We start from the raw sequence: 23,457 nt of genomic DNA on the forward strand, positions 1-23,457 counted from the left end.
ATCCTTCCGGGTCAGACAGCCGCGATGACCACGGCGGTCGCACCCGAGATCTCGACAACGGTGACGGCCTCGCCTGCCTGCACCACGGACCCGTCGAGGGTGCGCGCGCTCCAGGTTTCGCCGCCGATCTTGACCTGCCCGCTGTGCTCGTCCACCTGCGACAACGCGATGGCCCTGGCACCGAGCAGCGCCTCGTGGTGCATCTTGATTCCGGAACCGAGCTGCAGGCGCCTCTTGACGAAGGGCCTGGCACCGACGATCAGCCCGACCGACGTGGCCGCGAACACGAGCACGCTCACCAGGTCGGCGGCCCCCAGTGCCGATACGCCCGCCGCGGCCAGTGCGGCGGCGCCGAGCATGACCAGCACGAAGTCACCGGAGAGAACCTCGGCGACGACGAGCAGTATCCCGACGATCAGCCAGATCAGCGCGGCCATGCGCCCATACATACACCAACGGGCGGCGTGCGGCTCCAAGATTCACCGTGCTGGTCGCTCGACCGTGACGTAATCGATCACCAGCCGGTGCCGGAACCGCGTTTCGCCGTGCGTGCCGGCGGTGTCGGTCTCGGCCGCGGCGGGTCAGTCCTGCGGGACGGTGACGAAGTCGATCAGCCGCTCGACGGCGCCGAGCAGGTCGGGCTCGATGTCGCGGTAGCTGCTCACGGAGCCCAGGACGCGCTGCCAGCCCTCCCAGGTCTCGCCCCAGCCCAGCTGCGCGCAGACACCGGTCTTCCAGTCGGCGCCGCGGGGCACGACGGGCCAGGCCTCGATCTTGACGGCCCGTGGTTTCACGGCCTGCCAGATGTCGACGTAGGGGTGGCCGGTGACGAGCACGTTGCCGTCGTCGATCTGGTCGACGACGCGTTGTTCCTTGGAGCCGGCGACGAGGTGGTCGACCAGGACGCCGAGGCGGCGGTGCGGGGCGGTGCCGAACTCGGCGATGCGCTGCGGCAGTTCGTCGACGCCGTGCAGGGGTTCGACGACGATGCCTTCGACGCGCAGGTCGTGGCCCCAGACGCGTTCGACGAGCTCGGCGTCGTGCTTGCCCTCGACCCAGATGCGGCTGGCCTGGGCGGTCCGCGCGCGCAGCCCCTCGACCTTGACCGAGCCGGAGGCGCTGACGCGTGGCTTCCGCGGCTGCGGCGGGGGTGCGACGAGCGTGACGGGTTTGCCGTCGACGAGGAACCCGGCGGGACGCAGCGGGAACAGCCGGTGGCGGCCGTGGCGGTCCTCCAGGACGACCTGGCCGTACTCGAACTTGACGACGGCACCGCAGAAGCCGCTGGCGGGGTCTTCGACGACGAGGCCGGGTTCGGCCGGGATCTCGGGGACCTTCCCCCGCTTCGGGGTCGACAGGATGTCGCGGCCGTAGTCGTGAGAACGCACGCCAGGACACTAATGTGTCGCGCCGGAGATTCGCGGTTACGCCACCGGCCGTGCCGTGGGGAACAGAAGGTGCTCAGGCGCCGGGCACGTAGAAGGGCGCGAAGGCGGCGAGCCAGGCGTGGACGCGGTCGAGGTCGACGTCGGCGCCGTGCAGGTCGTGTCCGCCGTGCACGAAGTCGAGCCAGTCGACGGCCGGGTCGCCGACGCAGGCCCGCGGGTCGATGGCCACCGGGCCGTGCGGGCCTTGCAGGACGTTGCCGGGATGCATGTCGCCGTGCAGCAGGACGGGTGTGACGTTGTCGGCGGCGAGTGCGCGGGCGCGGGCGTGTTCGGCGGCGTGGTAGGTGCCGGTGCGGCGGGTGAGCAGGACCTCGAACAGGAAGTCGACGCGGGCGGTGAGCGGCGGGAAGCCCGTCGGGTCGGCCTCGTGCAGGTGCGGGACGACCTTGGCCGGGTCGCGGGCGGGGGTGCCGGGCCGCACCGCGGCGAGCAGCAGCGCGCCGCGGGTGAGGTCGGCGTCGAGCAGGTCGACCATGGCGGTGGTGCCGGACCAGGCGGTGAGGGCGCGGGCCTCCTGGACGGCGATGTCGTGGTCGGGGGTGAGTTTGAGGACCGCGTCGGTGCACAGGAACGCCGTGCCGGTGCCGCCGGGCATGAGGCCGGCGATCGTGAGGTCCCAGCGGGCGGTGAGCGTGGCGACGAGGCCGGGCAGCGCGTCGATCCAGCCGGTCACGTCGTCGCCGAACCGGCGCAGCAGCCGTGCTCTGGTGTCCTGGTCGATCATCTCGCTCAGAGTAACGAGCCCGCTCCCGACTGACGGCGCAGCTGGTAGTCCGCGAGCGCCGGGCGCCACAGCGCGTTGACGTCGAAGCAGGTGGACAGCAGCCGCAGGTCGGCGTCGTCGCGGGCGATGGCGACCTTGCCGTCGACGACCCACCGGTCGACCGGCAGCAGCGGCACGGGCCAGCCGGCCACGACGAGCCGGTCGCACACCAGGCGCTGCAGGCGGCCGCCGTCGTTGTCGACGATGACGGCGGGCGTGTCGAGGTCGAGGTCGCGGACGATGGCGAGCGGGTAGCGCCGGACACCGACGTCGGCGAGCGCCTCGGCTCCGGGGCCGATCAGGTGAACCGGTCCGAACCTGCGGGCCAGGCACGCCGCCGCCCGCGCCCCGAGGTCGGCGGCGCCCACGACGACGATCCGTTCGAGAGAGGTCATGTCCACCGTGTCCCACATTCGCCATTCGAATGTTTCCGCAGGTCAGAACGCCTCACAGAAGATAGGGGCACGGTGATCGGCACGTCAACGGCGTCTCGTTCGGTGCCGTGCAGCCGCGCGGAGACCCGCGTCAGTAGGTGACGGTGATCGTGCGGTCCGGGCCGTTGACCTCGACGACGCCGCCGACGGGGATGACGACCTGCGGGTCGGTGTGGCCGAGGTCGACGTCGAACACGATCATCGCGTCGGGCGCGTACTCGGCGAAGGCCTTGAGGACCGCTTCGCGCTGCTCGGTGGTGTAGGTGGCGCGGTCGGTGTCCTGGTTGGTGAAGAACCACGACTTGGCGCGCCCGACGAGCACCGCGGGGAACTGCCGCAGCAGGCCGCGTTCACCCATGTTGCGCAGGATCCGGTACACCTCGGTCGGCGACGGCATCTCCTCGGAGGTCTCGAAGAACAGCACGGTGCCGGCGTAGTGCTCGGGGGCGTTGATCTCGCGGCCGGCCATCATCAGCCAGGACAGGATCTCGAGGTTGCCGCCCCACGACCGGCCCCGCACCACGGTGTGCGGCTGGTGCCAGATCCAGCCGCCGCTGGGGTCGAGGGCGGGTTCGGTGTCGAAGGTCCGCGGGTCCTCCCAGGGGCTGTCCCTGTCGCCGTAGGCGGTGGACTCGGCCAGCCGGTACTCCCCCGGCGTGAACAGGGCGGCCCGCAGCGAGGCGGCGCTGGCCGGGTGCATGGCGCCGGGCCGGCCGAACTGGACCATGACGCTGCCGCCGGAGAAGCCGACGATGCCGCGGTTGGCGAGCCACACCAGCAGGTTGGTGTTGTCGCTGTGACCGAAGAACGGCTTGGGGTTGGCCGTGATCAGCTCGTCGTCCAGGTGCGGCAGCACGGTGATCTGGTCGTCGCCGCCGATCGTGGCGATCACGGCCTTGATGGCGGGGTCGGCGAAGGCGGCGTGCAGGTCGGCGGCGCGTTCCTGGGGGCTGGAGCCCATCTTGCGGGTCGCCGGGTATTCGACGGGCACGAGGCCGAAGTCGCGTTCGAGGCGCCGCAGGCCCAGTTCGTGCGGCAGGGGGAACAGGCCCGGCAGGCCCGAGGCCGGGGAGACGATCGCGACGCGGTCGCCGGGCTGGGGCTTGGGCGGGTTGATCAACGACATGGGTGCCGATCGTAGTAACGCGCGGCGCCGCGGGTGCCGTCTTTGCCGGTGCCGGACCAGGCGGCCGCCTCACCGGGTGGCCGGCTCGCCGGGTGGCTGGGTCAGAACGCGGGCCAGGGGATCGCGGGCCAGTCACCGGACGGCTCGGGGTACACCCCGGCGGCGAGCAGCTTGTCCACGCGTTCCCCGACGGCCCTGACCTCGGCGCGGGTCAGGTGCTCGTGCAGCGCCTCGCCCAGCGCGCCGTCGAGCTCGGACCGCAGGCGGCGCAGGGGCTGCAGGACGTGGTCGGGCAGGGGTTCGCGGGCCCAGCCCCACAGCACGGTGCGGAGTTTGGGTTCGGTGTGCAGGCAGATGCCGTGATCGACGCCGTAGACGCCGCCGTCGTGCGCGTGCAGGACGTGGCCGCCTTTGCGGTCGGCGTTGTTGACCACGACGTCGAAGGCGGACATGGCGGCGATGCGCGGGTGGTCGGCGTGCACGAGCACCGCGGGGTCGCCGAAGCGGTCGTGGGCGTGGAAGACGGGGATCCAGCCCGGCTTGACCTCGTCGACGCCGACGATGTCGACGAGCTCGTCCTCCTCGCGGGTGTCGACCCACAGCTGCACCATGCCGCTGCCGAACGGGCCGGGGCGCAGCACGGTGGGCGGCACGATGTCCAGGCCCGCCGCGGCGGAGATCAGGTAGGTGGCCACCTCGCGGCCGGCGAGGGTGCCGTCGGGGAAGTCCCACAACGGCCGTTCGCCGCGCACGGGTTTGTAGACGCACTGGGCGTCGACGCCGTCCAGCGAGATCTTGCAGAACAGGGTGGCGTTGGAGGCGTCGACGAGGCGTCCTTCCACCTCGATGCGGCCGTGTTCGAGCAACTGCAGGGCCGCGGAGGTGTCCACGTCAGTCTTCTTCGGTGCGGCGGTACCCGTTTTGCCGCGGGCAGATGTGGCCGTCCGCGTCGAGCGGTTCGGCGCACAGGGGACAGGGTTTGCGGCCGGCGTTGACGACGCGGTCGGCGCGTTCGGCGAAGGCACGGGCGGCGGACGGGGACAGGAAGACCCGCACGGCGTCGGGACCTTCCTCGGTGTCGTCGAGCACGACGGCCTCGTCGACCTCCTCCTCGGAGATCGCGAGGAGCTCGATGACGACGGCCTTCGACTCGGCGTCCCAGCCCAGGCCCATCGTGCCGACCCGGAACTCCTCCTCGACGGGCACGTCGAGGGGCTGGGTGTCGAGGTCGTCGGGGGGCGCGTCGTCGGGCACGTCGGTGCCGAAGCGGCGGTGCACCTCCTCGAGCAGCGAGCCGATGCGTTCGGCGAGGACCTGGACCTGCTGCTTCTCCAAGGCGACGCTGATCAACCTGCTCTGCTCGGAGGCCTGCAGGTAGAAGGTGCGGTCGCCGGGCTGCCCGACGGTCCCTGCGATGAACCGGTCGGGTGCGCGGAATACATGAATGACGCGAGCCATGGCAGATACGACCCTAGGCCACGCGGAGATCGTCGGCAGGTCCTCCCCCACCAAACACCCCGCGTATAGGGTCGGGTAGTGGTGAAGATCGCTTCGTACGGGACCTGGACCTCGCCGATCAAGGCCGGTGACACCTCCGCGCCGGGTGGCGGGTTCCAGTGGGCCGACCTGCACGGTGAGCGGGTGTGGTGGGCGGAGAGCCGGCCCGCCGAGGGCGGCAGGGTCGCTCTGGTGCGTGACGGGGTGGAGGTGCTGTCCGCTCCGTGGAACGCCCGCAACCGGGTGCACGAGTACGGCGGGCGGCCGTTCGTGGTGCTGGCCGGGGACAGGGTGGCGTTCACGCACTGGGACGACCAGCGCGTGTACGTGTTCGACCCGGACTCGCCCGCCCCGGAGCCGCTGACGCCGGAACCGGAGCGCCACCACGGCGTGCGCTACTCGGACCTGACGGCGGGCCCGGACGGCGAGGTGTGGTGCGTGCGCGAGTCGGTCACCGGCGATGCCCGCACCGACGTGCGCCGCGACCTCGTGGCGATCACTCGTGCGGGTGAGGTGCGGGTGCTGGGCGCGTCGCACCACTTCATGACCGGCCCGAAGATCAGCCCGGACGGCACGAAGTTCGCCTGGATCGGCTGGAACCATCCGCAGATGCCGTGGGACGGCACCGAGCTGTGCGTCGCCGAGGTCGGCTCGACACAGCACCGGGTGGTGTCGGGGTCGGCCACGGAGGCGGTGTGCCAGTTCGAGTGGGAGGGCGAGGACCTGCTCGCGCTGACCGACCCGGACGGCTGGTGGAACCTGTTCCGCGTCTGTCCCGACGGCACGCGGCGCAACCTCGCGCCGTGCGAGCAGGAGCTGGGCGGCCCGATGTGGCGGCTGGGCAACCGCTGGTTCGCCACGCTGTCGCCGGGCCGGTACCTGGTGGTGCGCTCGGGGCATCTGGCGGTGCTCGACGAGCGGTCCGCGACGGTGACCGACGTGCAGACCGACCTGCCGACGTGGGCGGCGGACCTGTCGGTGCGCGACGGTGTGGTGGTCTGCGGCGCGGCCGGTCCGACGTCGGACTTCGCCGTGGTGCGGCTGGACCTGTCCAACGGTGAGCTGACCTACCTGACCGGGGGCCAGGAGTCGCCGGAGGCGGCGTACCTGTCGGTACCGGTGGAGCGGATGTTCGGCGAGATCCCCGCCTACGTGTACCCGCCGTCGAACCCGGACTTCGCCGCTCCCGAGGGCGAGCTTCCGCCGTACGTGGTGCACGTGCACGGCGGCCCGACGGGCAGGGTGCTGCCGAAGCCCGACGGCGACATCGGGTACTTCACCAGCCGCGGCATCGGTGTGGTGGCGGTGAACTACGGCGGCTCCACGGGCTACGGGCGGGCGTTCCGGGAGCGGCTGCGCGAGCAGTGGGGTGTCGTGGACGTGCAGGACTGCGCGTTCGTGGCCCAGCAGCTGGCGCGGGAGGGCACGGCGGACCCGCGGCGGCTGGGCATCCGGGGCGGGTCGGCGGGTGGCTGGACGTCGGCGGCGTCGCTGACCTCGACCGACGTGTACCGGTGCGGCATGGTGGCGTTCCCGATCCTCGATCTCGCCGGGTGGACGTCGCAGGGCGGCGAGACGCACGACTTCGAGTCCCGCTACGTCGAGGGCCTGGTGGGGACGTTGCCGGAGGCCGCGGACCGCTATCGGGACCGGTCGCCGTCGACGAAGGCGCGGTCGGTGTCGGGCCCGGTGCTGCTGCTGCAGGGCCTGGAGGACGAGATCTGCCCGCCGGAGCAGGCGAACCGGTTCGCCGCGGACCTGGCCGGGTCGGGCATCCCGCACGCCTACCTCACGTTCGAGGGCGAGCAGCACGGGTTCCGGATGGCCGCGAACATCAAGACAGCGCTGGAGGCGGAGCTGTCGTTCTACGGCCAGGTGTTCGGGTTCGTTCCGCCGGGTGTGCCGGTGCTGGAACTGTCGCGGTGAGCGTGCTCGCCGCCGGGGACCGGGTGGCGCTGGTGTCGCCGGCCGGTCCGGCCTCGCCCGACCGGGTCGCCGCGGGTGCCGAGGTGCTGCGCTCGTGGGGCCTCGAGGTCACCACGCCCGTGGTGGCACCGTGGTCGCTGCCGTACCTGGCCGGGCCGGACGAGGCACGGGCGGCGGAGTTCGTGTCGGCGTGGTGCTCGGACGTGGCCGCGGTGTTCTGCGTGCGCGGCGGCTACGGGTGTCTGCGGATGGCGGACCTGGTGCCGTGGAAGGACCTGCCGCCGCGGGTGTTCGTCGGCTCGTCGGACGTGACGGTGCTGCACACCGAGCTCAACGCCGTGGGCCTGGCCACGGTGTTCGGGCCGATGCCGGGCACGTCGGACTTCGTCGACGACCCGCTGGCGCAGTCGCGGTTGCACGAGGTGCTCTTCCGCGGTGTCGGGTCGTGGCGGGCCGGGACGCCGGTGGTGGCGGGGACGGCGCGCGGGGTGCTGACGGGCGGGAACGCGGCGTTGCTGGCGGCGTCGGTGGGCGGGCCGCGGTGGGCGCCGCCGGTGCCGGGCGCGATCGCTTTGCTGGAGGACGTCGGTGAGGAGCCCTACCGGCTGGACCGGATCCTGACGCAGCTGCTGCGGGCCGGGTGGTTCGCGCCGGTGTCGGGGATCGTGCTGGGGTCGTGGACGGGCTGCGGTGACGTGTCCGCGGTGCTGCACGACCGCCTCGCCGGGCTGGGTGTGCCGATCCTGGGTGACTTCGGGTTCGGGCACTGCGCGGGCTCGTGGAGCCTGCCGCTGGGGGTTCCGGCGGTGCTGGACGCGTCAGCTGGGACGTTGACGCTGGCGTAGCGCGGCGGTGCGCAGCCGGTCGGTGTGCCGGCCGATGCCGGCGATCCGGTCGGCGAGCGCGGGCTGCCCGGCGCGCAGTGCGGGCCCGGCGTCGGCGAGCGGTCCGAGCAGGTCGGCCGCGTCCTCACCGCCGAGCGCCCGCTGCACCGCGGCGTCGTGCGGCCCGACCTGCGCGGCGAGCATCCGCAGCACGCCGGCGTTCTCGCGTGCCCAGGCGGCGACGGCCCTGTCTCCCGCGCGGCGGTCGCGTTCGGCCTGCACGCGTTCGTCGCCGGTGCCGGTCTCGCCGGTGCGGCGCACGCGCAGGTACCGCTTCTCCGCGGCTTGGCGGCTCGCGACACCGAGGACCGGCGCGAGGTCGGCCCAGCTCGTGCCCAGTGCCCGCGCGGCTTCGATGAGCTGGGGTTCCCAGCCGGACAGCTCGTCGCGCAGGTGCCGCAGCAGCATCAACGCGCCGAGCACCTCGGCGGCGTCGCCGGGTGCGGCGGCCGCGGACCGGACCGCCTCGTAGTCGCTCGCAGAGTCGTTTGCGGAGTCGTTTGCAGAGTCGTTCGCATGGTCACTCGTCATGTCGTCCTCCCGATGACGCTCGCCACTTGTCATCGTTCCGACGACATGTTACAACGGTGGGGCAGCGCATTGACAGTCCCACGAGAGATGACTGGAGGTGTCAGATGTTGATGCGCACTGACCCGTTCCGTGAGCTGGACCGGCTGACGCAGCAGGTGATGGGGGCCGCGGGCACGTGGTCGCGGCCGACGGCGATGCCGATGGACGCCTACCGTGACGGCGACCGGTTCGTGGTGGCGTTCGACCTGCCGGGCGTGACGCCGGACGCGATCGAGCTCGACGTCGAGCGCAACGTGCTGACCGTGAAGGCGGAGCGCCGTCCGGTGGGCAAGGACGTGGAGATGCAGGTGTCGGAACGGCCGCTGGGTGTGTTCTCGCGGCAGTTGTTCCTCGGCGACGCCCTGGACACCGACCACATCGACGCCCAGTACGACGCGGGTGTGCTGACGCTGCGGATTCCGATCGCGGAACGCGCGAAGCCCCGCAAGATCGCGATCACCACGGGTGAGGAGACGCCCAAGCAGATCGACGCGTGATCCATCCGGCGGGCGGCGGCCGCCCGGGTGCCGCCGGGTAGGCTTCCGCCCGCCATGAGACCGCAGCCTCAGTGGACGGCGTTGGACGTCTACGCGTCCAATTCCGACCTTTACGCCGATCCCCGGCTGGTGGAACGGGTGGACTACCGGCGCCGCTTCAAGCGTCACCGGCCCCGCACCCCGTCGGTCGTTCTCGCCCCGCACGGCGGTGGCATCGAAGTCGGCACCTCGGAACTGTGCCTCGCGATCGCGGGTTTCCACCCGTCCACCAGGGTGCCTTTCGGGCAGACGCACGACTACTGGATGTTCGAGGGCCTGCGATCGTTCGCGAACGACGAGCTGCACGTGACCTCGTCGAACTGCGACGACCGCGTGGCCCGCACGCTCGTGTCGGGTGCCTCGCACGCGTTGGGCCTGCACGGCTGCACGGCCGCCGCCGCGGGTCTGGAGGACCACGACCGGGCGGTGCTGGTCGGCGGGCGTGACGGGCTGTTGCGGCTGGAGCTGCTCACGCGGTTGCGGCGGGCGGGGTTCCACACGATCGACGCCGCGGACCACCCGGTCCTGGGCGGCTACGACCGGGCGAACATCGCGAACCGGACCCGGTCGCGGCAGGGCGCTCAGCTGGAGCTGACCACTCCCCTGCGCACCGCCATGTTCGCGGAGAACTCGCGGTCGGACCGGCGGCACACGACGACCGAGGTGTTCTGGGGCTTCGTGCACGCCTGCCGGGCGGCGCTGGCGGCACGCGAGGCGAGCAACAACTAGCGTCCGGCGTTCGCCCGCGCGGACGAGGATCGGGCGCTGGTGCGGGCGCCGGCCGGGTTCTCGATCGGTGTCGAACTCGGGGCGCGCCCGTTGCCCGGTCAGACGCGCTGGGCGAGCAGGCGGCCGGGCCAGGTGCCGTTCCTGGCGGTGAAGGTGTCCACCGGGGTGAAGCCCTGTTTCTCGTAGTAGGCGACGAGGCGGTGGTCGTCGCCGTCGTAGCAGTCGACGCGCAGCAGGCCGATCCCGGCGGCGCGGGCCTCGGCGCGGGCGTGGGCGAGCAGGGCGGCGCCGACGCCGGTGCCGGCGTAGGGGCGGGCGGTGACGAGCAGGGACACGTAGTGCTCGGGTTCGGGGGCGGGCGGGACGTAGTCCGGTGGCGTGGCCGAGGTGATGATCACGCCGGCGAGTTCGGCGTCGACGACGTCGCTGCCGGTCACGTCGCGGTTGGCGGTGGCGAGCCAGACGGTGCCGGTGGTGGCGAGATGGGTGAACCTGTCGACGGCGGCCGGGAGGCCGGAGAAGTGGTCGGTTCCCCATTGTCCGGTGCGGCCCTGCGAGGCGAGCCAGTCCTGGGCGTCGTCGAGCATCGCCATGATCGCCGGCACGTCGGCCGGCCCGCCTCGCGTGATGTCCATGTGTCTACAGGTACTTCCTGAGCTCCCGTTTCGCCAGCGACATGCGGTGGACCTCGTCGGGTCCGTCGGCCAGGCGCAGGGTGCGGGTGGCGGCCCAGAGCTCGGCCAGGGGGAAGTCCTGGCTGACGCCGGCGCCGCCGTGGGCCTGGATGGCCTTGTCGAGGACCCATTCGGTCATGGCCGGGACGCCGATCTTGATGGCCTGGATCTCGGTGTGGGCGCCCTTGTTGCCGACGGTGTCCATGAGCCACGCGGTCTTGAGCACGAGCAGGCGGGCCTGTTCGATGCGGACGCGGGACTCGGCGATCCACTCGTGCACGACGCCCTGGGCGGCGATGGGCTTGCCGAACGCCACTCGTGTCGTGGCGCGCTTGCAGAGCAGTTCGAGGGCGCGTTCGGCCATGCCGATCAGGCGCATGCAGTGGTGGATGCGGCCGGGGCCGAGGCGGGCCTGGGCGATGGCGAACCCTTCGCCTTCTCCGGCGATGAGGTTCGCCGCGGGGACGCGGACGTTCTCGAAGAGGATTTCGGCGTGGCCGCCGTGGGCGTGGTCGCCGTAGCCGAAGACGTGCATGGCGCGTGTGACGGTGACGCCGGGGGTGTCGCGCGGCACGAGGATCATGGCCTGCTGGCGGTGGCGCTCGGCGTCGGGGTCGGTCTTGCCCATGACGATGAAGATGGCGCAGTTGGGGTTCATCGCGCCGGAGGACCACCACTTGCGGCCGTTGATGACGTAGTCGTCGCCGTCACGTTCGATGCGGGTGGCGATGTTGGTGGCGTCGGAGGAGGCCACGTCGGGTTCGGTCATGCAGAACGCGGAGCGGATCTCGCCGTCGAGCAGGGGCTGCAGCCACTGCTTCTTCTGCTCGTCGGTGCCGAACATGGCGAGCACTTCCATGTTGCCGGTGTCCGGTGCGGCGCAGTTGAGCGCTTCGGGGGCGAGGTGGGGGCTGCGGCCGGTGATCTCGGCCAGGGGCGCGTACTGCAGGTTCGTCAGGCCGGCGCCGTGCTCGGGGTCGGGCAGGAAGAGGTTCCACAGGCCCTGGCGGCGGGCCTCGGCCTTGAGGTCTTCGAGGATCGGCTGGCGTTCCCACGGGTCGGCGGCGTCGTGCAGCTGCTGTTCGAGTACCGCTTCGGCAGGGTAGACGTGCTCGTCCATGAAGGCGAGGAGCCTGGCGCGCAGGTCCTCGGTCGTGGCGTCGTAGGCGAAGTCCATGACTCAGAGCTCCTTGTGGGCGGCGGCGAGTCCCTGCCGCACGAGGGGGACGGTGAACGCGCCGAGCTTGTCGAAGCCGGCGCCGACGGTCTTGCCGCCGGCGTAGCGGAAGTGGATGCCTTCGACGATGACGGCGAGCTTGAAGTAGCCGAAGGCGATGTACCAGCCGAGGCCGGAGGTGTCGGTGCCGGTGCGGGCGGTGTAGCGGGCGACGAGCTCGTCGGCGGTGAGGAAGCCGGGCAGGGAGGTGACGCCGCCGGTGATGGGGTCGCTGCCGGCCCGCGGGTCGGCGCCCAGGCCCGCCCAGTAGACGTAGAGCAGGCCGAGGTCGGCGAGCGGGTCGCCCAGGGTGGCCATCTCCCAGTCCAGGACCGCGCTGATCCGCAGGGGGTCCTGGGTGACCAGCGCGTTGTCGAGGCGGTAGTCGCCGTGGATGATCGTGGCGCGGGCCGAGTCCGGGACGGTGCCGGCGAGCTTGTCGCGCAGTTCCTCGATGCCGGGCAGGTCGCGGCTGCGGGAGGCGTCGAGCTGGGTGCCCCACCGTTTGACCTGGCGGGCGAGGAACCCTTCCGGGCGGCCGAAGTCCTGCAGGCCGACGGAGGCGGGGTCGACGGCGTGCAGGTCGGCGAGCACGTCGACGAGCCGTTCGGACAGCGTGGTGGCCATGGCGGGGGTGATCCACGGGCACTGGGAGCGTTCGCGCAGGGCGGCGCCGGGCATCTCCTGCATGAGGTAGAACGGCGCGCCGATCACGGCGGTGTCCTCGACGAGCAGTTCCGCGCCGGGCACCGGCACGGCTGTGCCGGCGAGCGCGGAGATGACGCGGAACTCGCGGGCCATGTCGTGCGCGGTGGCGAGGACGTGGCCCAGCGGCGGGCGGCGCAGCACCCACGTCCGGGTGCCGTCGCTGACGCGGTAGGTCAGGTTCGAGCGGCCGCCGCGGAACAGCTCGCCGGTCAGCGGGCCTGTGCCCAGGTGCGTGGCCAGTGCCCGCAGGTCGAGGCCGGGAAGGTCGGTCACAGGGTCACTCCGAGGGTGGCGAGGTCGCAGCGGGTGCCGTCGGCGGTGGTGTGGCGGAAGGCGTGCATGCCGACGGCGCGGGCGGCGTCGACGTTGACCGGCGCGTCGTCGAAGAACACCGCGCGCCCGGCGGGGACGCCGATCCGGTCGAGGGTGTGGCGGTAGATGCGCTCGTCGGGTTTGCGCAGGCCGATCCGGCCGCTGATGACGACGGTGTCGAACAGCTCGAGCAGCAGGTCCTTCGGGTAGCCCTCGCCCCAGCTGTTGGACAGCAGCGCGGTGTGCAGGCCGGCGGCGCGGGCCTTGCGGACGAGCTCGACCATCGCCGGGTCGGGCGTCGCACCGCCGAACATGCGCTTGAGCAGCCCGTTTCCGTCGATCGCGGTGCCGGTGGTGGTGATGAGCTCGGCGGCGAGCAGCCGTTCGAACTCCGCCACGGTCAGCTCACCGGTCTCGAGCCGGAACACGGGGTTGTCCGGGAGCGCGTCGCGGCCGAGCCACTCGCGCATGATGCAGCCGTAGACGTCGCGGTCGATGGCCTCGGCGTGCAGCCAGGCGCCGACGAACTCGGGCACGGAGACGGTCATGACGCCGCCCCAGTCGAAGATCAGCGCGTCGACCTCGGGCTGTGCCGGAAGCGTTGTGTCACCCACGCCCCGGAGGGTACCGACCGGTCGGTATGTGGGCAACAGGTGAACGTCCACTTCCACTTTCGGCGGAGGCGACAAGGTCCTTTATCTGGTTTCCGGTTGCCGTGGACCTCGATACGTTCGAGCCGAAAGGGTCACATCGCCTGGCGGGAGGCGGATCCCGTGCCGGCGTTTCTGGGGATGACGACACTGAGGGGTGTTCAGCTGATGAAACGACTGCTGACGGCGGCGATGGCCGCCGCGCTGGCGTTCACGATCACGCAGGTGCCGGCCAGGGCCGAGAGCCAGGGCGCGGTCGTGCGCACCGACAAGGGCGCCGTCAAGGGGACGGTGACGGGCACCTACCGGACGTTCGGGAACATCCCGTTCGCCGCGCCGCCGGTCGGCGCGAACCGGTGGCGCGACCCGCAGCCGGCCGCGGCGTGGCAGGGGGTGCGGGACGCGACGACGCCCGCGCCGTTGTGCGCGCAGACCTCGCAGCTGGGCCAGCCCGGTTCGCAGACCGAGGACTGCCTCTACCTCAACGTCACGACACCGGCCACGACCGCGGCGAAGCCGCGACCGGTGATGGTGTGGATCCACGGCGGCGGCTTCACCGCCGGCGGCGGGTCGCAGTACGACGCGCGGCAGCTGGCGACACGTAACGACGCCGTCGTGGTCACGGTGAACTACCGGCTCGGCGTGTTCGGCTACTTCGGCCACCCCGGCCTCGCCGGGTCGGGCGCGTTCGGCCTGGCCGACCAGCAGGCGGCACTGACCTGGGTGCAGCGCAACGCCCGCGCCTTCGGCGGCAACCCCGGCAACGTGACGATCTTCGGTGAGTCGGCGGGCGGGCTGAGCGTGTGCGCGCAGCTGGCCTCGCCGCGCGCGGCCGGCCTGTTCGACAAGGCGATCATCCAGTCCGGGCCGTGCGGGCTGATCTCGCCGTCGTTCACCGAGCCCGGCACGTTCACGCACGTGTGGAAGACCCGCGCGGACGTGCAGAAGCAGGGTGCGGGCACGCTGGGCTGCGCCGATCTGGCCTGCCTGCGGGCCAAGCCGGTCGCGGAGCTGCTGACCGTGCACGACCAGTTCGCCAGCCCCGCGTTCGACACCGCCGTCCTGCCGATCGACCCGGTCGTGGCGCAACGCACCGGCCGCCTGCACCGCGTACCGACGATGATCGGATCGACCCACGACGAGTTCACCCTGTTCGCCGCGCTGATCTACCCGCAGCCGCTGCCCGAGGCCGGCTACCGCGAACAGGTCGCGGGCCTGTTCGGGCAGGCCCCGGCCGACCGGATCATCGCCAGGTACCCGGTCAACGGCAACGACGACGCCCGCGACGAACTCGCCAAAGTGCTGACCGACGCCTCGTGGGCCTGCCCCACCGACACCGCCCGCCGCGAGATCGGCCGCCACACGCGGGTCTCGGGCTACGAGTTCGCCGACGCCGACGCGCCGCTGATCTTCCCGGACCTGCCGCCGTTCCCCGAGTACGGCGCCTACCACGCCTCGGAACTGCTCTCGTTGTTCGAGTTCCCCGGCGTGCAGCTCACGCCCGCACAGCGGCGGCTGTCGGACTACATGATCGCCGCGTGGGGCCGCTTCGCCCGCACCGGCGACCCGGGCTGGCGTGCCCCGGTGCAGTCCCTGGCGCCGGACGCCGTCGGCGGGACCGACTTCGCCCGAGACCACCACTGCGGGTTCTGGTCCTCCATCCTGTAACGCATGCCCGGCTACCGCGAGCTCGTCCGCGACGCTGAGTTCCGCGCCCTGCTCGTGGCGCACGTCGTGTCGGTGGCCGGAGATCAGTTCGCACGGGTCGCGCTGACGGTGCACGTCTACGACCGCACCGCCAGCGCCGGCCTGACCGCGCTGACCTACGCGTTGACGTTCCTGCCGGACCTGGTCGGCGGGCCACTGCTGTCCGGGCTCGCCGACCGGTTCGCCCGCAAGCGGGTGATGGTGACCGCCGACCTGATCCGGGCGGCCCTGCTGCCGCTCATGGCCGTGCCGGGACTGCCGCTGTGGACACTCGCGTCGCTGCTGGTGCTCGTGCAGTTCGCGGGAGCACCACACGGGGCGGCGCGGGCGGCGCTGCTGCCGCACATCCTGCCCGACGAGCGCTATCCGCTGGGACAGGCGGTGCTCGCCACCGTCACGCAGGCCGCGCAGGTCGCCGGGTTCCTCGCCGGCGGCGCGCTGGTCGCCTGGCTCGGACCGGGCCTGGTGCTGGTGGCGGACGGGGTGACGTTCGCCGTCTCGGCGGTCCTGGTGGGGGTGTTCCTGCTCCCCCGGCCCGCACCGGAAAGCCCGCACGTGCGGGCATGGTCGGCGGACCTGGTCGGCGGGGCGAGGCTCGTGTGGGGTGACCGGCGGTTGCGGGCGCTGGTCGCGCTCGCCTGCGTGTCGGGCTTCTACATCGTCGGCGAGGCTCTCGCGGTGCCGTACGCATCGCAACTCGGAGCCGGGCCGGCCGGCGTTGGGCTCATCTTCGGTGCTTACGCCCTGGGAGCGGCGGTGGGCATGCTGCTGATCGCACGCGTGAGCGAGCGGCTGCAGCTGCGCCTGATGCCGTGGCTGGCCATCGCCGCGTGCGCTGTACTTGTCCCGGCCGCGCTGCGGCCGGGACTCGCCGTCAGTGTCGGGTTGTTCGCGCTGTCCGGCGCGGCCAGTGCCTATCACCTGGTCGCGAACACGCGGTTCGTGCGGGCGGTGCCGGACCCCTCACGCGGGCAGGCGTTCGGCCTGGCGGTCACCGCGTTACGCGTCTCCCAGGGACTGGGGGTGGCGCTGGCGGGCGCAGCGGCCGAGATGGTCACCGCGCACCAGGTCGTCGCCGCCGCCGGAGCACTGGGTGTGCTCGCGGCGAGCGGTGCGGCGATCGTGTGGTGGCTCAGCGCCGCCAGTCCGTCGGACGGTTCCAGTCAGTCGGACGCAGCCAGTCGGTCGGACGAACGGGGCGGCCGGTGGCGGAGGTACGGTTGATCATGACTGCTCCTATGGGTGTTCGTTGCGCTTGAGTTCGCAGGGATATCGGGTGTGCATTCTGTGAGGACTACTTACGGTGAGGTCCCCCACATGGAGCCACGACTTTGCGTTACCCGGTAGCTACAGTGGTTGGTTCCCGGACAGTGGTGTGGGGGTGGCAGCGTGCCTTGGCTTGACCCGCGCCGGTGGAAGTTATGGTCACTTCCACCTGTGGTGCTGGCCTACGTCGTGACGGTGGTTGTCTCAGCGACCCTCGTTGCGCTCGCCACCGCATGGCGTACCCCCGCCGAGGCCTTGAACTGGCCCTGGTTCCTGCTGCTGGCCGGTGGCGCGGTACTGCACCTGGAAGCAGCACGGGGAATCGAACGGATCCGCGAAATCGGCGCCGAGGGATCACCCCACGCCCACATGCAGTCGGTGTGGCTGTTCGCGGGCGTGCTCGTACTACCAATGCCACTGCTCGTGGCGCTGATCATCATCAGCTACGCGCACTCGTGGTACCGGGTCTACAAGCGGCGGGCCGTCCTGTTCCGCAAGGTGTTCTCCGCGGCCACTGTCGTACTCGGCAGTGCCGCGGCGCAACTCGTCCTTAGTTTGTTCCCGGACCGCGCCCTTGACGTCGACGGCCCTCTCGCCCTGCTGACACTGGCTACGGCCGGGTTCCTGTACTGGTTCATCAACTATGCGCTGGTGGTCACCGCGATCTTCGTGACCAACCGCCAGAACCCCGTCCACACCGCACTCGGCAACGCCTCCGACGTGCTCATCGTGCTGGCCTCGGTGGGTCTCGGCTCCGGTGTCGCGATCATCATGACCTCACGGCCGTGGCTGACACCGATGCTGCTGCTGACCGTGCTCGCCCTGCACATGGGCCTGCTGCTCCCGCAGTTCCGCGTCGCCGCCCGCACCGACACCAAGACCGGCCTGGTCGACGCGGCGTTCTGGCACGACGTCGCCGAACGCGAACTGCAACGCGCCCGCCGCCTGCAGTCCACGGTCGGCATCCTCATCCTGGACCTCGACCACTTCAAGCTGATCAACGACAACTACGGCCACCTCGCCGGCGACCGTGTGCTGCGCGCCGTGGCCGACGCGTTGAAGCACTCGGTGCGCTCCTACGACCTCGTGGGCAGATTCGGCGGTGAGGAGTTCGCCGTGGTGCTGCCCGGCGTCAGCACAGACGAGGTCCGCGCCACCGCCGAACGCATCCGCCACGAGATCGCCGACCTGCACATCGCCGTCATCGACCGCCTCGGCCAGGACCAGGTGATCTCCGGCCTGACGGCCTCGGTGGGCGCGGCGGTGTTCCCCGACACCGGGGCCGAGCTCAGCCCGCTGCTGCTCGCCGCGGACGAGGCGCTCTACCAGGCCAAGAGCAACGGCCGCGACCGCGTCGCCACCGCCCAGATCTCCTAGACCACCAAGGCCTGGCAGCCTTCACCCCGGCGTTCCGACGGGTCCGTCGTGGTGCCCAGGCTCGCGTCCTCCTGGTTTGGCTGCGCAGGTGGCGCCAGGCGTCACGCGACCGTGCCCAAGACGAAAGCCTCAGCGGTCCAGGAAAGTCGCGACCTGCTTCACAACCTGATCCGGCTCCTCCACCCACGGATAGTGCCCCACACCCTCGTGCACGTACACAGTGGCGTTGGGAAACAGACCCGCCAGCTCCACACAACGCCGCACCGGCGAAATCGGATCCTCCGAACACGCATACACCAGCACCGGACGATCGAACTCCGCCAACGCCCGCCGCAACACACCCGGCACGAACGCCCCCTCGGCGTTGTACCCCAGCGCCACGTGATACTTCCACTGTCCCAGCTCCGCGTTCGCGTGCGCCTGAGCCCGCTCATCCCACCGCGCATACAACAACGGCGACGCCGCCACCCGGTTCTCCACCGAGTCATCACCCGCCGCATTGCGCTCCAGCGCCGTCACCGCCGCCCCGAACCACGGCTCGTCCGCCCGCGACGCCAGGAACACATCCCAGTCACTCTGCTCCGGCGACAACCCCACACTGCGCAACGCCGGCGTCAGCAGCACCAGCCTGCCCACCCGATCCGGGAAGTCCGCGGCATACCCCATCGCGATCCCCGCCCCCGCGGAGTGCCCCAGCACGTCCACCACGTCCAGGCCCAGGTGCCGGCGCAACATCTCCACGTCCCGCACCAGCATGTCCCGCCGGTAGGTGAACGGATCAGCCGGCTCGTCCGACTCCCCCGTCCCCCGGTTGTCCAGGACCACCAGCCGCCGCGACGCGTCCAGACCGCCCAGCGTCTCCAGATACTCCGAAGCCCGGCCGGGACCACCGGCCAGCACGACGAGCGGAACCCCCTCACCCGCTTCCCGGTAGGCGAGTTCAGTGCCGTCGAACGAGGTGAAACGTGCCATGCTGAACATCATGCCGAAGATCGCCACCGCCGACCTCGTCGACCGGCCGCAGCTGCTCGAGTTCCTCCGCAACCGCCACCACGGCGTCCTCATCACCCGCCGCTCCAGCACCGACGGAGTGCAGGTCTCCCCCGTCGCCTGCGGCATCGACTCCCAGGGCCGCATCGTCATCGCGACCTACCCGCAGCGCGCCAAAGTCCGCAACGCCCGCCGCAACCCCGCCGTCACCCTGTGCGTGCTCTCCGACGACTGGAACGACGCCTACGTCCAGATCGACGGCACCGCCGAAGTCCTCGACCTGCCCGCGGCACTCGACGACTTCGTCGAGTACTACCGCTGCATCGCCGGAGAACACCCCGACTGGGACGAATACCGCGCCGCCATGCTCCGCCAGGGCAAAGCCCTCATCCGCATCACCATCGACCACTGGGGCCCCATCGCCACCGGCGGCTTCCCACCCGAACTCCAGCAGTGACCCGCTAACCGGACCAGCTGCCGCCCCACCCCGCGGGCTTCTCCAGCAACACACACGCACCACCACGCGGACCCTCGACCGACGCGACCAGCCCCGTCGGCACCGTCATCGGCTCCACCAGCACCCGACCGCCCAACTCCGGCACCACCGCACACGCCGCCGCCACATCGTCGACGGCGAAATACACCTGCCAGCCCTCAGCACGCGTCGTCGTCAGCCGACCCGCCACCGCACGAAGGCCACCATGCCGCGCGGACGTGAACAGCACGAAATCATCCACCGCCGGCGAGATCTCCCACCCCAGCTCCGCCGCCCAGTACCCGTCATCCGGCGACCCCGTGCACAACTCCACCCAGCACGGCTCACCCGCACGCGGCGGCGGCGCCCACGGACCGTGCAGCACCCTGCCACCGTCCACCGCGGCATCCCCCGTCAGCCCGCGCGGCTCGTCACCACCGAAGAACACACGCCAACCCCGTTCCCCCGCCACGACCTGAGCCACAAACCGATCACCCACCCACCCCGAGAACGACCCGCCAGGCTCCGCTATCACCGTCCACCCCAGCACCCCGGCGAAGAAGTCCACCGACAACCCCGGCTCGGCAACGCTCAACTCAAGACGACGCAGACCACAAGACGACACGGGCATCCCATCAGGCGGGGATCAGGAGAGGGCACCATCCTCTGCTCCAACCACCCGAGACGACAATGCGCCATTCGGCGGCATGCGCTCCGCGCTCACCACGTCACGCAACGGCACCGGACGCCCCAGGTGAAACCCCTGCCCCACCCGCACACCCAGCTTCCGCAACGCATCCACCTGCGACGGACGCTCCACCCACTCCGCCACCGCCGACAACCCCAGCCCGTTCGCGATCTGCACGATCCCCGACACCAGCACCGCATCCGCCTCGCTGGTCTCGATGCCCTTCACGAACTCACCATCGATCTTGATACCCGTGATCGGCAGATGCTTCAGATGCACGAACGACCCGAACCCCGACCCGAAGTCATCCAGCGTGATCCGGCACCCGAACGCACGCAACTGCCTCGCCAGCGTCACCGCCGCGTCCAGGTTCGTCACCGCCGCCGTCTCCGTGATCTCCAGCCCCAACCGGCCCGGCGCCACCCCCGCCGACCCCAGCTTGTCCAGCACGAAATCCCCGAAGTCAGGATCCTCCAGCGTCCGCCCCGAGACGTTCACGTTGAACCGCAACCGCGAATCCGGCTGCGCCACCAACGCGTCGATCGCCGTCGACAACACCCACCGGTCCACGTCCAGGATCAGGTTCGACCGCTCCGCCACCGGCAGGAAATCCGCCGGCCCCAGATACGGCTCCTGCCCGTCCTCCAACCGCAACAACAACTCATGCCCCAGCGTCTGACCCGTCGCCAGCTCCACCATCGGCATGCCGTACAACGCCAGCCCATTACCCGCCAGCGCCGCCCGCAACCGATCCAGCACACTGACCCGCTTCACCGTGTCCGCGTAATGGTTCGGCTCATACACCGTCACCCGGTCCCGGCCCGCCGCCTTCGACGCGTACAACGCCAGATCCGCGTTCGCCAGCACCAACTCCCACGAGTCACCCGGCCCGAACTCCGCCAGACCCGTACTCACCGTGATCCGCGCCGGCGTACCGATCCCCGCCAGCGGAAAACCCGCCACCGCGTCACGCAGACCATCAGCCACCTCGGACGCGTCCTTCGGCGACGCCCCCGGCAACACCACCGCGAACTCGTCACCACCCAGCCGCGCGATCAACCGATCACCCAACCGCGACTGCAACGCACTCGCCAGCATCCGCATCACCCGGTCACCCACCGCATGGCCACGCAGATCGTTGACGTCCTTGAAGTTGTCCAGATCCAGCACCAGCAACGCACCCGACGAGTTGTTCGCCAGCTCCTGCTCCAGCGCCCGCGTCAACGCCCGCCGGTTCGGCAACCCCGTCAACGGATCCTGCTCCGCCATCCGCACCAGCTCGTCGTGCACCCGCGACGACTGCGTCACGTCATGCGCCGTACCCAACGCCCTCAGCGGAACACCGTCGTCCCCCACGACGACCTCACCGAAGCACTCGAACACCCGCTCCTTGCCATCCGGCCGCAACATCCGATGCGTGTACGTGAACACCGAACCCGTCTTCAACGCCGCATCGAGCGTCTCCTCGATCATCGGCAGATCGTCCGGATGCACCAGCCGCGAGTACATCTCGAAGTCGAACGCCGTCCCCGGCGCGAACCCGAACATCTCCAGCAACGTGTCCGACCAGGTCACCTGGTCTTCCGTGATCGCCCACTCCCACGTGCCCATCCGGCCCAGCGCCTGAGCCCGGCGCAACGCGTCCGCCTCCTGCGTCACCGTCAGCTCACGATCACGCCACGCCGACACGTCCACGACCTCGTACATCAGGTCGTCACCCAGCCGCGAACACCGCACCTCGAGCCACCGCGGCCCCGGCATCAGCACTTCCCGCGCCGGCGCCGCCACCTCGGGCACCCCCGGCAGCAGCGCGGGCAACGACCGCCCGTACGCCTGCTCGACCGGAACCCCCAGCACAGCACCCAACGCGCGGTTGCACCACAACAGGTTCCCGCGCGCATCCGTCACGGCATAGCCGACACCCGCTCGGTCCAGCACCGTGCGGCAGTAGGAGGTCACGCGCGTCATGATCGTCCGATCACCGGACGTAAGCAACCCGCTACGCCGGTAGGTTCGCTACTTCGCGAACGGCTATCGCAGCCGTTCCAAGCCCTTCGCCGACTCCACCAGCTCGGCCGCCAGCTTCCTCAGCTCCTCGTTCTCCGCTCCGTCCTGCGCCGCCGTCACCACGTCCTCCGCGGCACACCGCAGCTGGAACAACCTGTCCTGCAGGTCCGCCAGCTCCGCGGTGCTCAGCACCACCGCGTCCTCCGGCAGACCACCCCGCTGCAACGCCGCCCTGCGCTCGTACGCACGCTGGCGACACGGCTGCGCGCAGTACCGCCTCGGCCGGCCGATCCGCCCACTCCCCGGCAACCGCCTCCCGCACCACGCACAGTGCCTGGGCTCATCCGCCTCCATGGAGCGCTCCATGGCGCGCGACGGTAGCGAATGGCGGTGGTCGGTCTCCAGCGACGCGCCAGAATGCCCGACCTTCGTAGGGAACCGGACAGTACCGGCAGCCCGTCCATGTCGCTTCCGGGTGGGGTTTGATCACCTCCAGTCCGGTTCCTCGGCTCCTTGGCGGTTGTGGATCTTTGGTTACAGGTCGAGCCGAGGGCCGAGAGGTTTTGACTTTAGGCAACACTGAAGCGATAGAGAACAGAAAGAAAGTGGGCCGCCACCCACCGTCCACCCCGCAGCCACCCCCGGAAGGCAGACTCTCAGCCGTGACACACCCCTACCTCGCAGGCCCGCGCCCCCGCGCCTTCGCCCACCGCGGCTGGCACGTCGACGACCTCACCGGCATGGAGAACTCCCTGAGCTCCTTCCGCCGGGCCGTGCAGGAGGGCTACCGCTACATCGAGACCGACGTCCACGCCACCGCCGACGGCGAAGTCGTCGTCCACCACGACCACACCCTCGACCGCACCACCGACGCCCACGGCCCCGTCGCCGCCCTCCCCTGGACCGAGGTCCGCCACGCCCGCGTCGGCGGCCGCGAACCCATCGCCCGCCTCGCCGACGTCCTCGAAGAGCTCCCGGACACCTTCTTCAACATCGACGTCAAGTCCGACAGCGCCGCCGAACCCATCATCACCCTGCTGCGCAAAACCAAGTCACTGCACCGCGTCTGCCTCGCCAGCTTCTCCGACAACCGCCTCACCCGCCTGCGCCGCCTCGGCGGACCCGGCCTGCTCACCTCCATGGGCCCCCGCTCCGCCGGCGCACTCTGGGCCGCCGGACGCATCCCGTTCGCCGGACTCGCCGTCCGCGGCCAGGTCGCCCAGGTCCCCCTCAACCAGGGCCGCCTCAAGGTCGTCGACCACCGGTTCGTCCAGGCCGCCCACCGCAGAGCACTCGAAGTGCACGTCTGGACCATCGACGACGAAGCCGACATGCGCGCCCTGCTCGACCTCGGCGTCGACGGCCTCGTCACCGACCGGCCCGACGTCCTGCGCGAAGTTCTCCGCTCGCGCAACAGCTGGTAACAGGTTGGGTAGTCGATCATTCGACGTGTCGGCGGACAAGTACAGTCCGC

Annotated in this window: 25 protein-coding genes; 9 read left to right on the plus strand and 16 right to left on the minus strand. The window is 70.9% G+C overall.

All coding sequences use genetic code 11. The annotated features are described in order from the left end of the window. Positions 1-11: 11 nt before the first annotated feature. The 7 genes from ACRSBM_RS18095 to ACRSBM_RS18125 all read right to left on the minus strand — a co-directional run bounded on the left by ACRSBM_RS18095 (position 12) and on the right by ACRSBM_RS18125 (position 5,229). On the minus strand, positions 12-437 hold the full coding sequence (locus tag ACRSBM_RS18095; protein WP_434444690.1) for an NfeD family protein: 426 nt from the start codon (positions 435-437) through the stop codon (positions 12-14). A 144-nt stretch (positions 438-581) separates the two neighbouring features. Further along, positions 582-1,388 carry a DUF3097 domain-containing protein gene (locus ACRSBM_RS18100; RefSeq protein ID WP_434444691.1) on the minus strand — a complete coding sequence of 269 codons (807 nt, stop codon included), beginning with the start codon at positions 1,386-1,388 and terminating at the stop codon, positions 582-584. Positions 1,389-1,461: 73 nt separating this feature from the next. Beyond that, positions 1,462-2,172, minus strand: a complete 711-nt coding sequence (locus ACRSBM_RS18105) for an aminoglycoside phosphotransferase family protein (protein ID WP_434444692.1) — start codon at positions 2,170-2,172, stop codon at positions 1,462-1,464. A gap of 5 nt (positions 2,173-2,177) precedes the next feature. Beyond that, positions 2,178-2,606 carry a hypothetical protein gene (locus tag ACRSBM_RS18110; protein WP_434444693.1) on the minus strand — a complete coding sequence of 143 codons (429 nt, stop codon included), beginning with the start codon at positions 2,604-2,606 and terminating at the stop codon, positions 2,178-2,180. A 130-nt stretch (positions 2,607-2,736) separates the two neighbouring features. Further along, positions 2,737-3,771: a S66 family peptidase gene (locus ACRSBM_RS18115; RefSeq protein WP_434444694.1), complete on the minus strand. Its 1,035-nt coding sequence runs from the start codon at positions 3,769-3,771 to the stop codon at positions 2,737-2,739. Positions 3,772-3,872: 101 nt separating this feature from the next. Further along, positions 3,873-4,661, minus strand: a complete 789-nt coding sequence (locus ACRSBM_RS18120; RefSeq protein WP_434444695.1) for an SCO1664 family protein — start codon at positions 4,659-4,661, stop codon at positions 3,873-3,875. 1 nt (position 4,662) lies between these two features. Then, positions 4,663-5,229, minus strand: a complete 567-nt coding sequence (locus ACRSBM_RS18125; protein WP_089920653.1) for a DUF3090 domain-containing protein — start codon at positions 5,227-5,229, stop codon at positions 4,663-4,665. Positions 5,230-5,307: 78 nt separating this feature from the next. Here ACRSBM_RS18125 and ACRSBM_RS18130 point away from each other — a divergent pair, with 78 nt between their 5' ends. Together ACRSBM_RS18130 and ACRSBM_RS18135 are read left to right on the plus strand one after the other, a co-directional pair. Then, a complete protein-coding gene (locus tag ACRSBM_RS18130; protein WP_434444696.1) occupies positions 5,308-7,194 on the plus strand; it encodes a prolyl oligopeptidase family serine peptidase in 1,887 nt (628 codons plus the stop codon). Continuing rightward, complete coding sequence (locus ACRSBM_RS18135) at positions 7,191-8,039, plus strand: S66 peptidase family protein (RefSeq protein ID WP_434444697.1); 849 nt, start codon at positions 7,191-7,193, stop codon at positions 8,037-8,039. Before ACRSBM_RS18130 ends, ACRSBM_RS18135 begins: the two co-directional genes overlap by 4 nt. Here ACRSBM_RS18135 and ACRSBM_RS18140 read toward each other — a convergent pair. After that, the gene (locus ACRSBM_RS18140) at positions 8,013-8,609 is read right to left on the minus strand and encodes an HSP18 transcriptional regulator (RefSeq protein ID WP_434444698.1); all 597 of its coding nucleotides are present in this window, start codon (positions 8,607-8,609) and stop codon (positions 8,013-8,015) included. The genes ACRSBM_RS18135 and ACRSBM_RS18140 overlap by 27 nt on opposite strands. 104 nt (positions 8,610-8,713) lie before the next feature. Between ACRSBM_RS18140 and ACRSBM_RS18145 the strand changes: the two genes are divergently transcribed. Both ACRSBM_RS18145 and ACRSBM_RS18150 read left to right on the plus strand, forming a co-directional pair. Next, on the plus strand, positions 8,714-9,145 hold the full coding sequence (locus ACRSBM_RS18145; RefSeq protein ID WP_434444699.1) for an Hsp20/alpha crystallin family protein: 432 nt from the start codon (positions 8,714-8,716) through the stop codon (positions 9,143-9,145). Positions 9,146-9,199: 54 nt separating this feature from the next. Further along, positions 9,200-9,913 (plus strand): poly-gamma-glutamate hydrolase family protein, encoded by a 714-nt coding sequence (locus ACRSBM_RS18150; protein ID WP_434444700.1) that lies wholly within the window; start codon positions 9,200-9,202, stop codon positions 9,911-9,913. A 98-nt stretch (positions 9,914-10,011) separates the two neighbouring features. On the opposite strand, the gene ACRSBM_RS18155 is transcribed toward ACRSBM_RS18150, so the two are convergent. The 4 genes from ACRSBM_RS18155 to ACRSBM_RS18170 are packed head-to-tail and all read right to left on the minus strand — an operon-like array spanning position 10,012 to position 13,437. Then, on the minus strand, positions 10,012-10,548 hold the full coding sequence (locus tag ACRSBM_RS18155; RefSeq protein ID WP_434444701.1) for a GNAT family N-acetyltransferase: 537 nt from the start codon (positions 10,546-10,548) through the stop codon (positions 10,012-10,014). A gap of 4 nt (positions 10,549-10,552) precedes the next feature. Then, positions 10,553-11,764 (minus strand): acyl-CoA dehydrogenase family protein, encoded by a 1,212-nt coding sequence (locus ACRSBM_RS18160; protein ID WP_434444702.1) that lies wholly within the window; start codon positions 11,762-11,764, stop codon positions 10,553-10,555. A gap of 3 nt (positions 11,765-11,767) precedes the next feature. Continuing rightward, on the minus strand, positions 11,768-12,784 hold the full coding sequence (locus ACRSBM_RS18165) for a phosphotransferase family protein (protein ID WP_434444703.1): 1,017 nt from the start codon (positions 12,782-12,784) through the stop codon (positions 11,768-11,770). Next, complete coding sequence (locus ACRSBM_RS18170; RefSeq protein ID WP_434444704.1) at positions 12,781-13,437, minus strand: HAD family hydrolase; 657 nt, start codon at positions 13,435-13,437, stop codon at positions 12,781-12,783. Before ACRSBM_RS18170 ends, ACRSBM_RS18165 begins: the two co-directional genes overlap by 4 nt. A 204-nt stretch (positions 13,438-13,641) precedes the next feature. Between ACRSBM_RS18170 and ACRSBM_RS18175 the strand changes: the two genes are divergently transcribed. From ACRSBM_RS18175 to ACRSBM_RS18185, 3 genes are all read left to right on the plus strand, one after another. Then, complete coding sequence (locus ACRSBM_RS18175; RefSeq protein WP_434444705.1) at positions 13,642-15,141, plus strand: carboxylesterase/lipase family protein; 1,500 nt, start codon at positions 13,642-13,644, stop codon at positions 15,139-15,141. A 3-nt stretch (positions 15,142-15,144) separates the two neighbouring features. Further along, positions 15,145-16,404, plus strand: coding sequence for an MFS transporter (locus tag ACRSBM_RS18180; protein ID WP_434444706.1), 1,260 nt, complete (start codon positions 15,145-15,147; stop codon positions 16,402-16,404). A 231-nt stretch (positions 16,405-16,635) separates the two neighbouring features. Beyond that, complete coding sequence (locus tag ACRSBM_RS18185) at positions 16,636-17,823, plus strand: diguanylate cyclase (protein ID WP_434444708.1); 1,188 nt, start codon at positions 16,636-16,638, stop codon at positions 17,821-17,823. Between the two features lie 129 nt (positions 17,824-17,952). Here the strand turns inward: ACRSBM_RS18185 and ACRSBM_RS18190 are convergent, their stop codons facing one another. Beyond that, positions 17,953-18,795, minus strand: coding sequence for an alpha/beta fold hydrolase (locus ACRSBM_RS18190; protein WP_434444709.1), 843 nt, complete (start codon positions 18,793-18,795; stop codon positions 17,953-17,955). Between the two features lie 10 nt (positions 18,796-18,805). Between ACRSBM_RS18190 and ACRSBM_RS18195 the strand changes: the two genes are divergently transcribed. Continuing rightward, positions 18,806-19,270, plus strand: coding sequence for a PPOX class F420-dependent oxidoreductase (locus tag ACRSBM_RS18195; RefSeq protein ID WP_434453105.1), 465 nt, complete (start codon positions 18,806-18,808; stop codon positions 19,268-19,270). Positions 19,271-19,274: 4 nt separating this feature from the next. Here the strand turns inward: ACRSBM_RS18195 and ACRSBM_RS18200 are convergent, their stop codons facing one another. From ACRSBM_RS18200 to ACRSBM_RS18210, 3 genes are all read right to left on the minus strand, one after another. Next, positions 19,275-19,883: a VOC family protein gene (locus ACRSBM_RS18200; protein ID WP_434444710.1), complete on the minus strand. Its 609-nt coding sequence runs from the start codon at positions 19,881-19,883 to the stop codon at positions 19,275-19,277. Positions 19,884-19,934: 51 nt separating this feature from the next. After that, complete coding sequence (locus ACRSBM_RS18205) at positions 19,935-21,935, minus strand: putative bifunctional diguanylate cyclase/phosphodiesterase (RefSeq protein ID WP_434444711.1); 2,001 nt, start codon at positions 21,933-21,935, stop codon at positions 19,935-19,937. A gap of 72 nt (positions 21,936-22,007) precedes the next feature. Next, positions 22,008-22,349, minus strand: a complete 342-nt coding sequence (locus ACRSBM_RS18210; protein ID WP_030475304.1) for a hypothetical protein — start codon at positions 22,347-22,349, stop codon at positions 22,008-22,010. Positions 22,350-22,645: 296 nt separating this feature from the next. Here ACRSBM_RS18210 and ACRSBM_RS18215 point away from each other — a divergent pair, with 296 nt between their 5' ends. Further along, positions 22,646-23,407 (plus strand): glycerophosphodiester phosphodiesterase, encoded by a 762-nt coding sequence (locus tag ACRSBM_RS18215; protein WP_434444712.1) that lies wholly within the window; start codon positions 22,646-22,648, stop codon positions 23,405-23,407. Positions 23,408-23,457: the final 50 nt, after the last annotated feature.

The organism is Lentzea xerophila, from assembly GCF_051094245.1.
In the GTDB taxonomy this organism is placed as follows: domain Bacteria; phylum Actinomycetota; class Actinomycetes; order Mycobacteriales; family Pseudonocardiaceae; genus Lentzea; species Lentzea xerophila.

Excerpts from the sequence above, each read along its gene's own strand:
- ACRSBM_RS18095 (WP_434444690.1), bottom strand. The coding sequence starts at position 437 with ATGGCCGCGCTGATCTGGCTGATCGTCGGGATACTGCTCGTCGTCGCC.
- ACRSBM_RS18105 (WP_434444692.1), bottom strand. The coding sequence starts at position 2,172 with ATGATCGACCAGGACACCAGAGCACGGCTGCTGCGCCGGTTCGGCGAC.
- ACRSBM_RS18110 (WP_434444693.1), bottom strand. The coding sequence starts at position 2,606 with ATGACCTCTCTCGAACGGATCGTCGTCGTGGGCGCCGCCGACCTCGGG.
- ACRSBM_RS18115 (WP_434444694.1), bottom strand. The coding sequence starts at position 3,771 with ATGTCGTTGATCAACCCGCCCAAGCCCCAGCCCGGCGACCGCGTCGCG.
- ACRSBM_RS18125 (WP_089920653.1), bottom strand. The coding sequence starts at position 5,229 with ATGGCTCGCGTCATTCATGTATTCCGCGCACCCGACCGGTTCATCGCA.
- ACRSBM_RS18140 (WP_434444698.1), bottom strand. The coding sequence starts at position 8,609 with ATGACGAGTGACCATGCGAACGACTCTGCAAACGACTCCGCAAACGAC.
- ACRSBM_RS18145 (WP_434444699.1), top strand. The coding sequence starts at position 8,714 with ATGTTGATGCGCACTGACCCGTTCCGTGAGCTGGACCGGCTGACGCAG.
- ACRSBM_RS18150 (WP_434444700.1), top strand. The coding sequence starts at position 9,200 with ATGAGACCGCAGCCTCAGTGGACGGCGTTGGACGTCTACGCGTCCAAT.
- ACRSBM_RS18155 (WP_434444701.1), bottom strand. The coding sequence starts at position 10,548 with ATGGACATCACGCGAGGCGGGCCGGCCGACGTGCCGGCGATCATGGCG.
- ACRSBM_RS18160 (WP_434444702.1), bottom strand. The coding sequence starts at position 11,764 with ATGGACTTCGCCTACGACGCCACGACCGAGGACCTGCGCGCCAGGCTC.
- ACRSBM_RS18175 (WP_434444705.1), top strand. The coding sequence starts at position 13,642 with ATGAAACGACTGCTGACGGCGGCGATGGCCGCCGCGCTGGCGTTCACG.
- ACRSBM_RS18180 (WP_434444706.1), top strand. The coding sequence starts at position 15,145 with ATGCCCGGCTACCGCGAGCTCGTCCGCGACGCTGAGTTCCGCGCCCTG.
- ACRSBM_RS18190 (WP_434444709.1), bottom strand. The coding sequence starts at position 18,795 with ATGGCACGTTTCACCTCGTTCGACGGCACTGAACTCGCCTACCGGGAA.
- ACRSBM_RS18195 (WP_434453105.1), top strand. The coding sequence starts at position 18,806 with ATGCCGAAGATCGCCACCGCCGACCTCGTCGACCGGCCGCAGCTGCTC.
- ACRSBM_RS18210 (WP_030475304.1), bottom strand. The coding sequence starts at position 22,349 with ATGGAGCGCTCCATGGAGGCGGATGAGCCCAGGCACTGTGCGTGGTGC.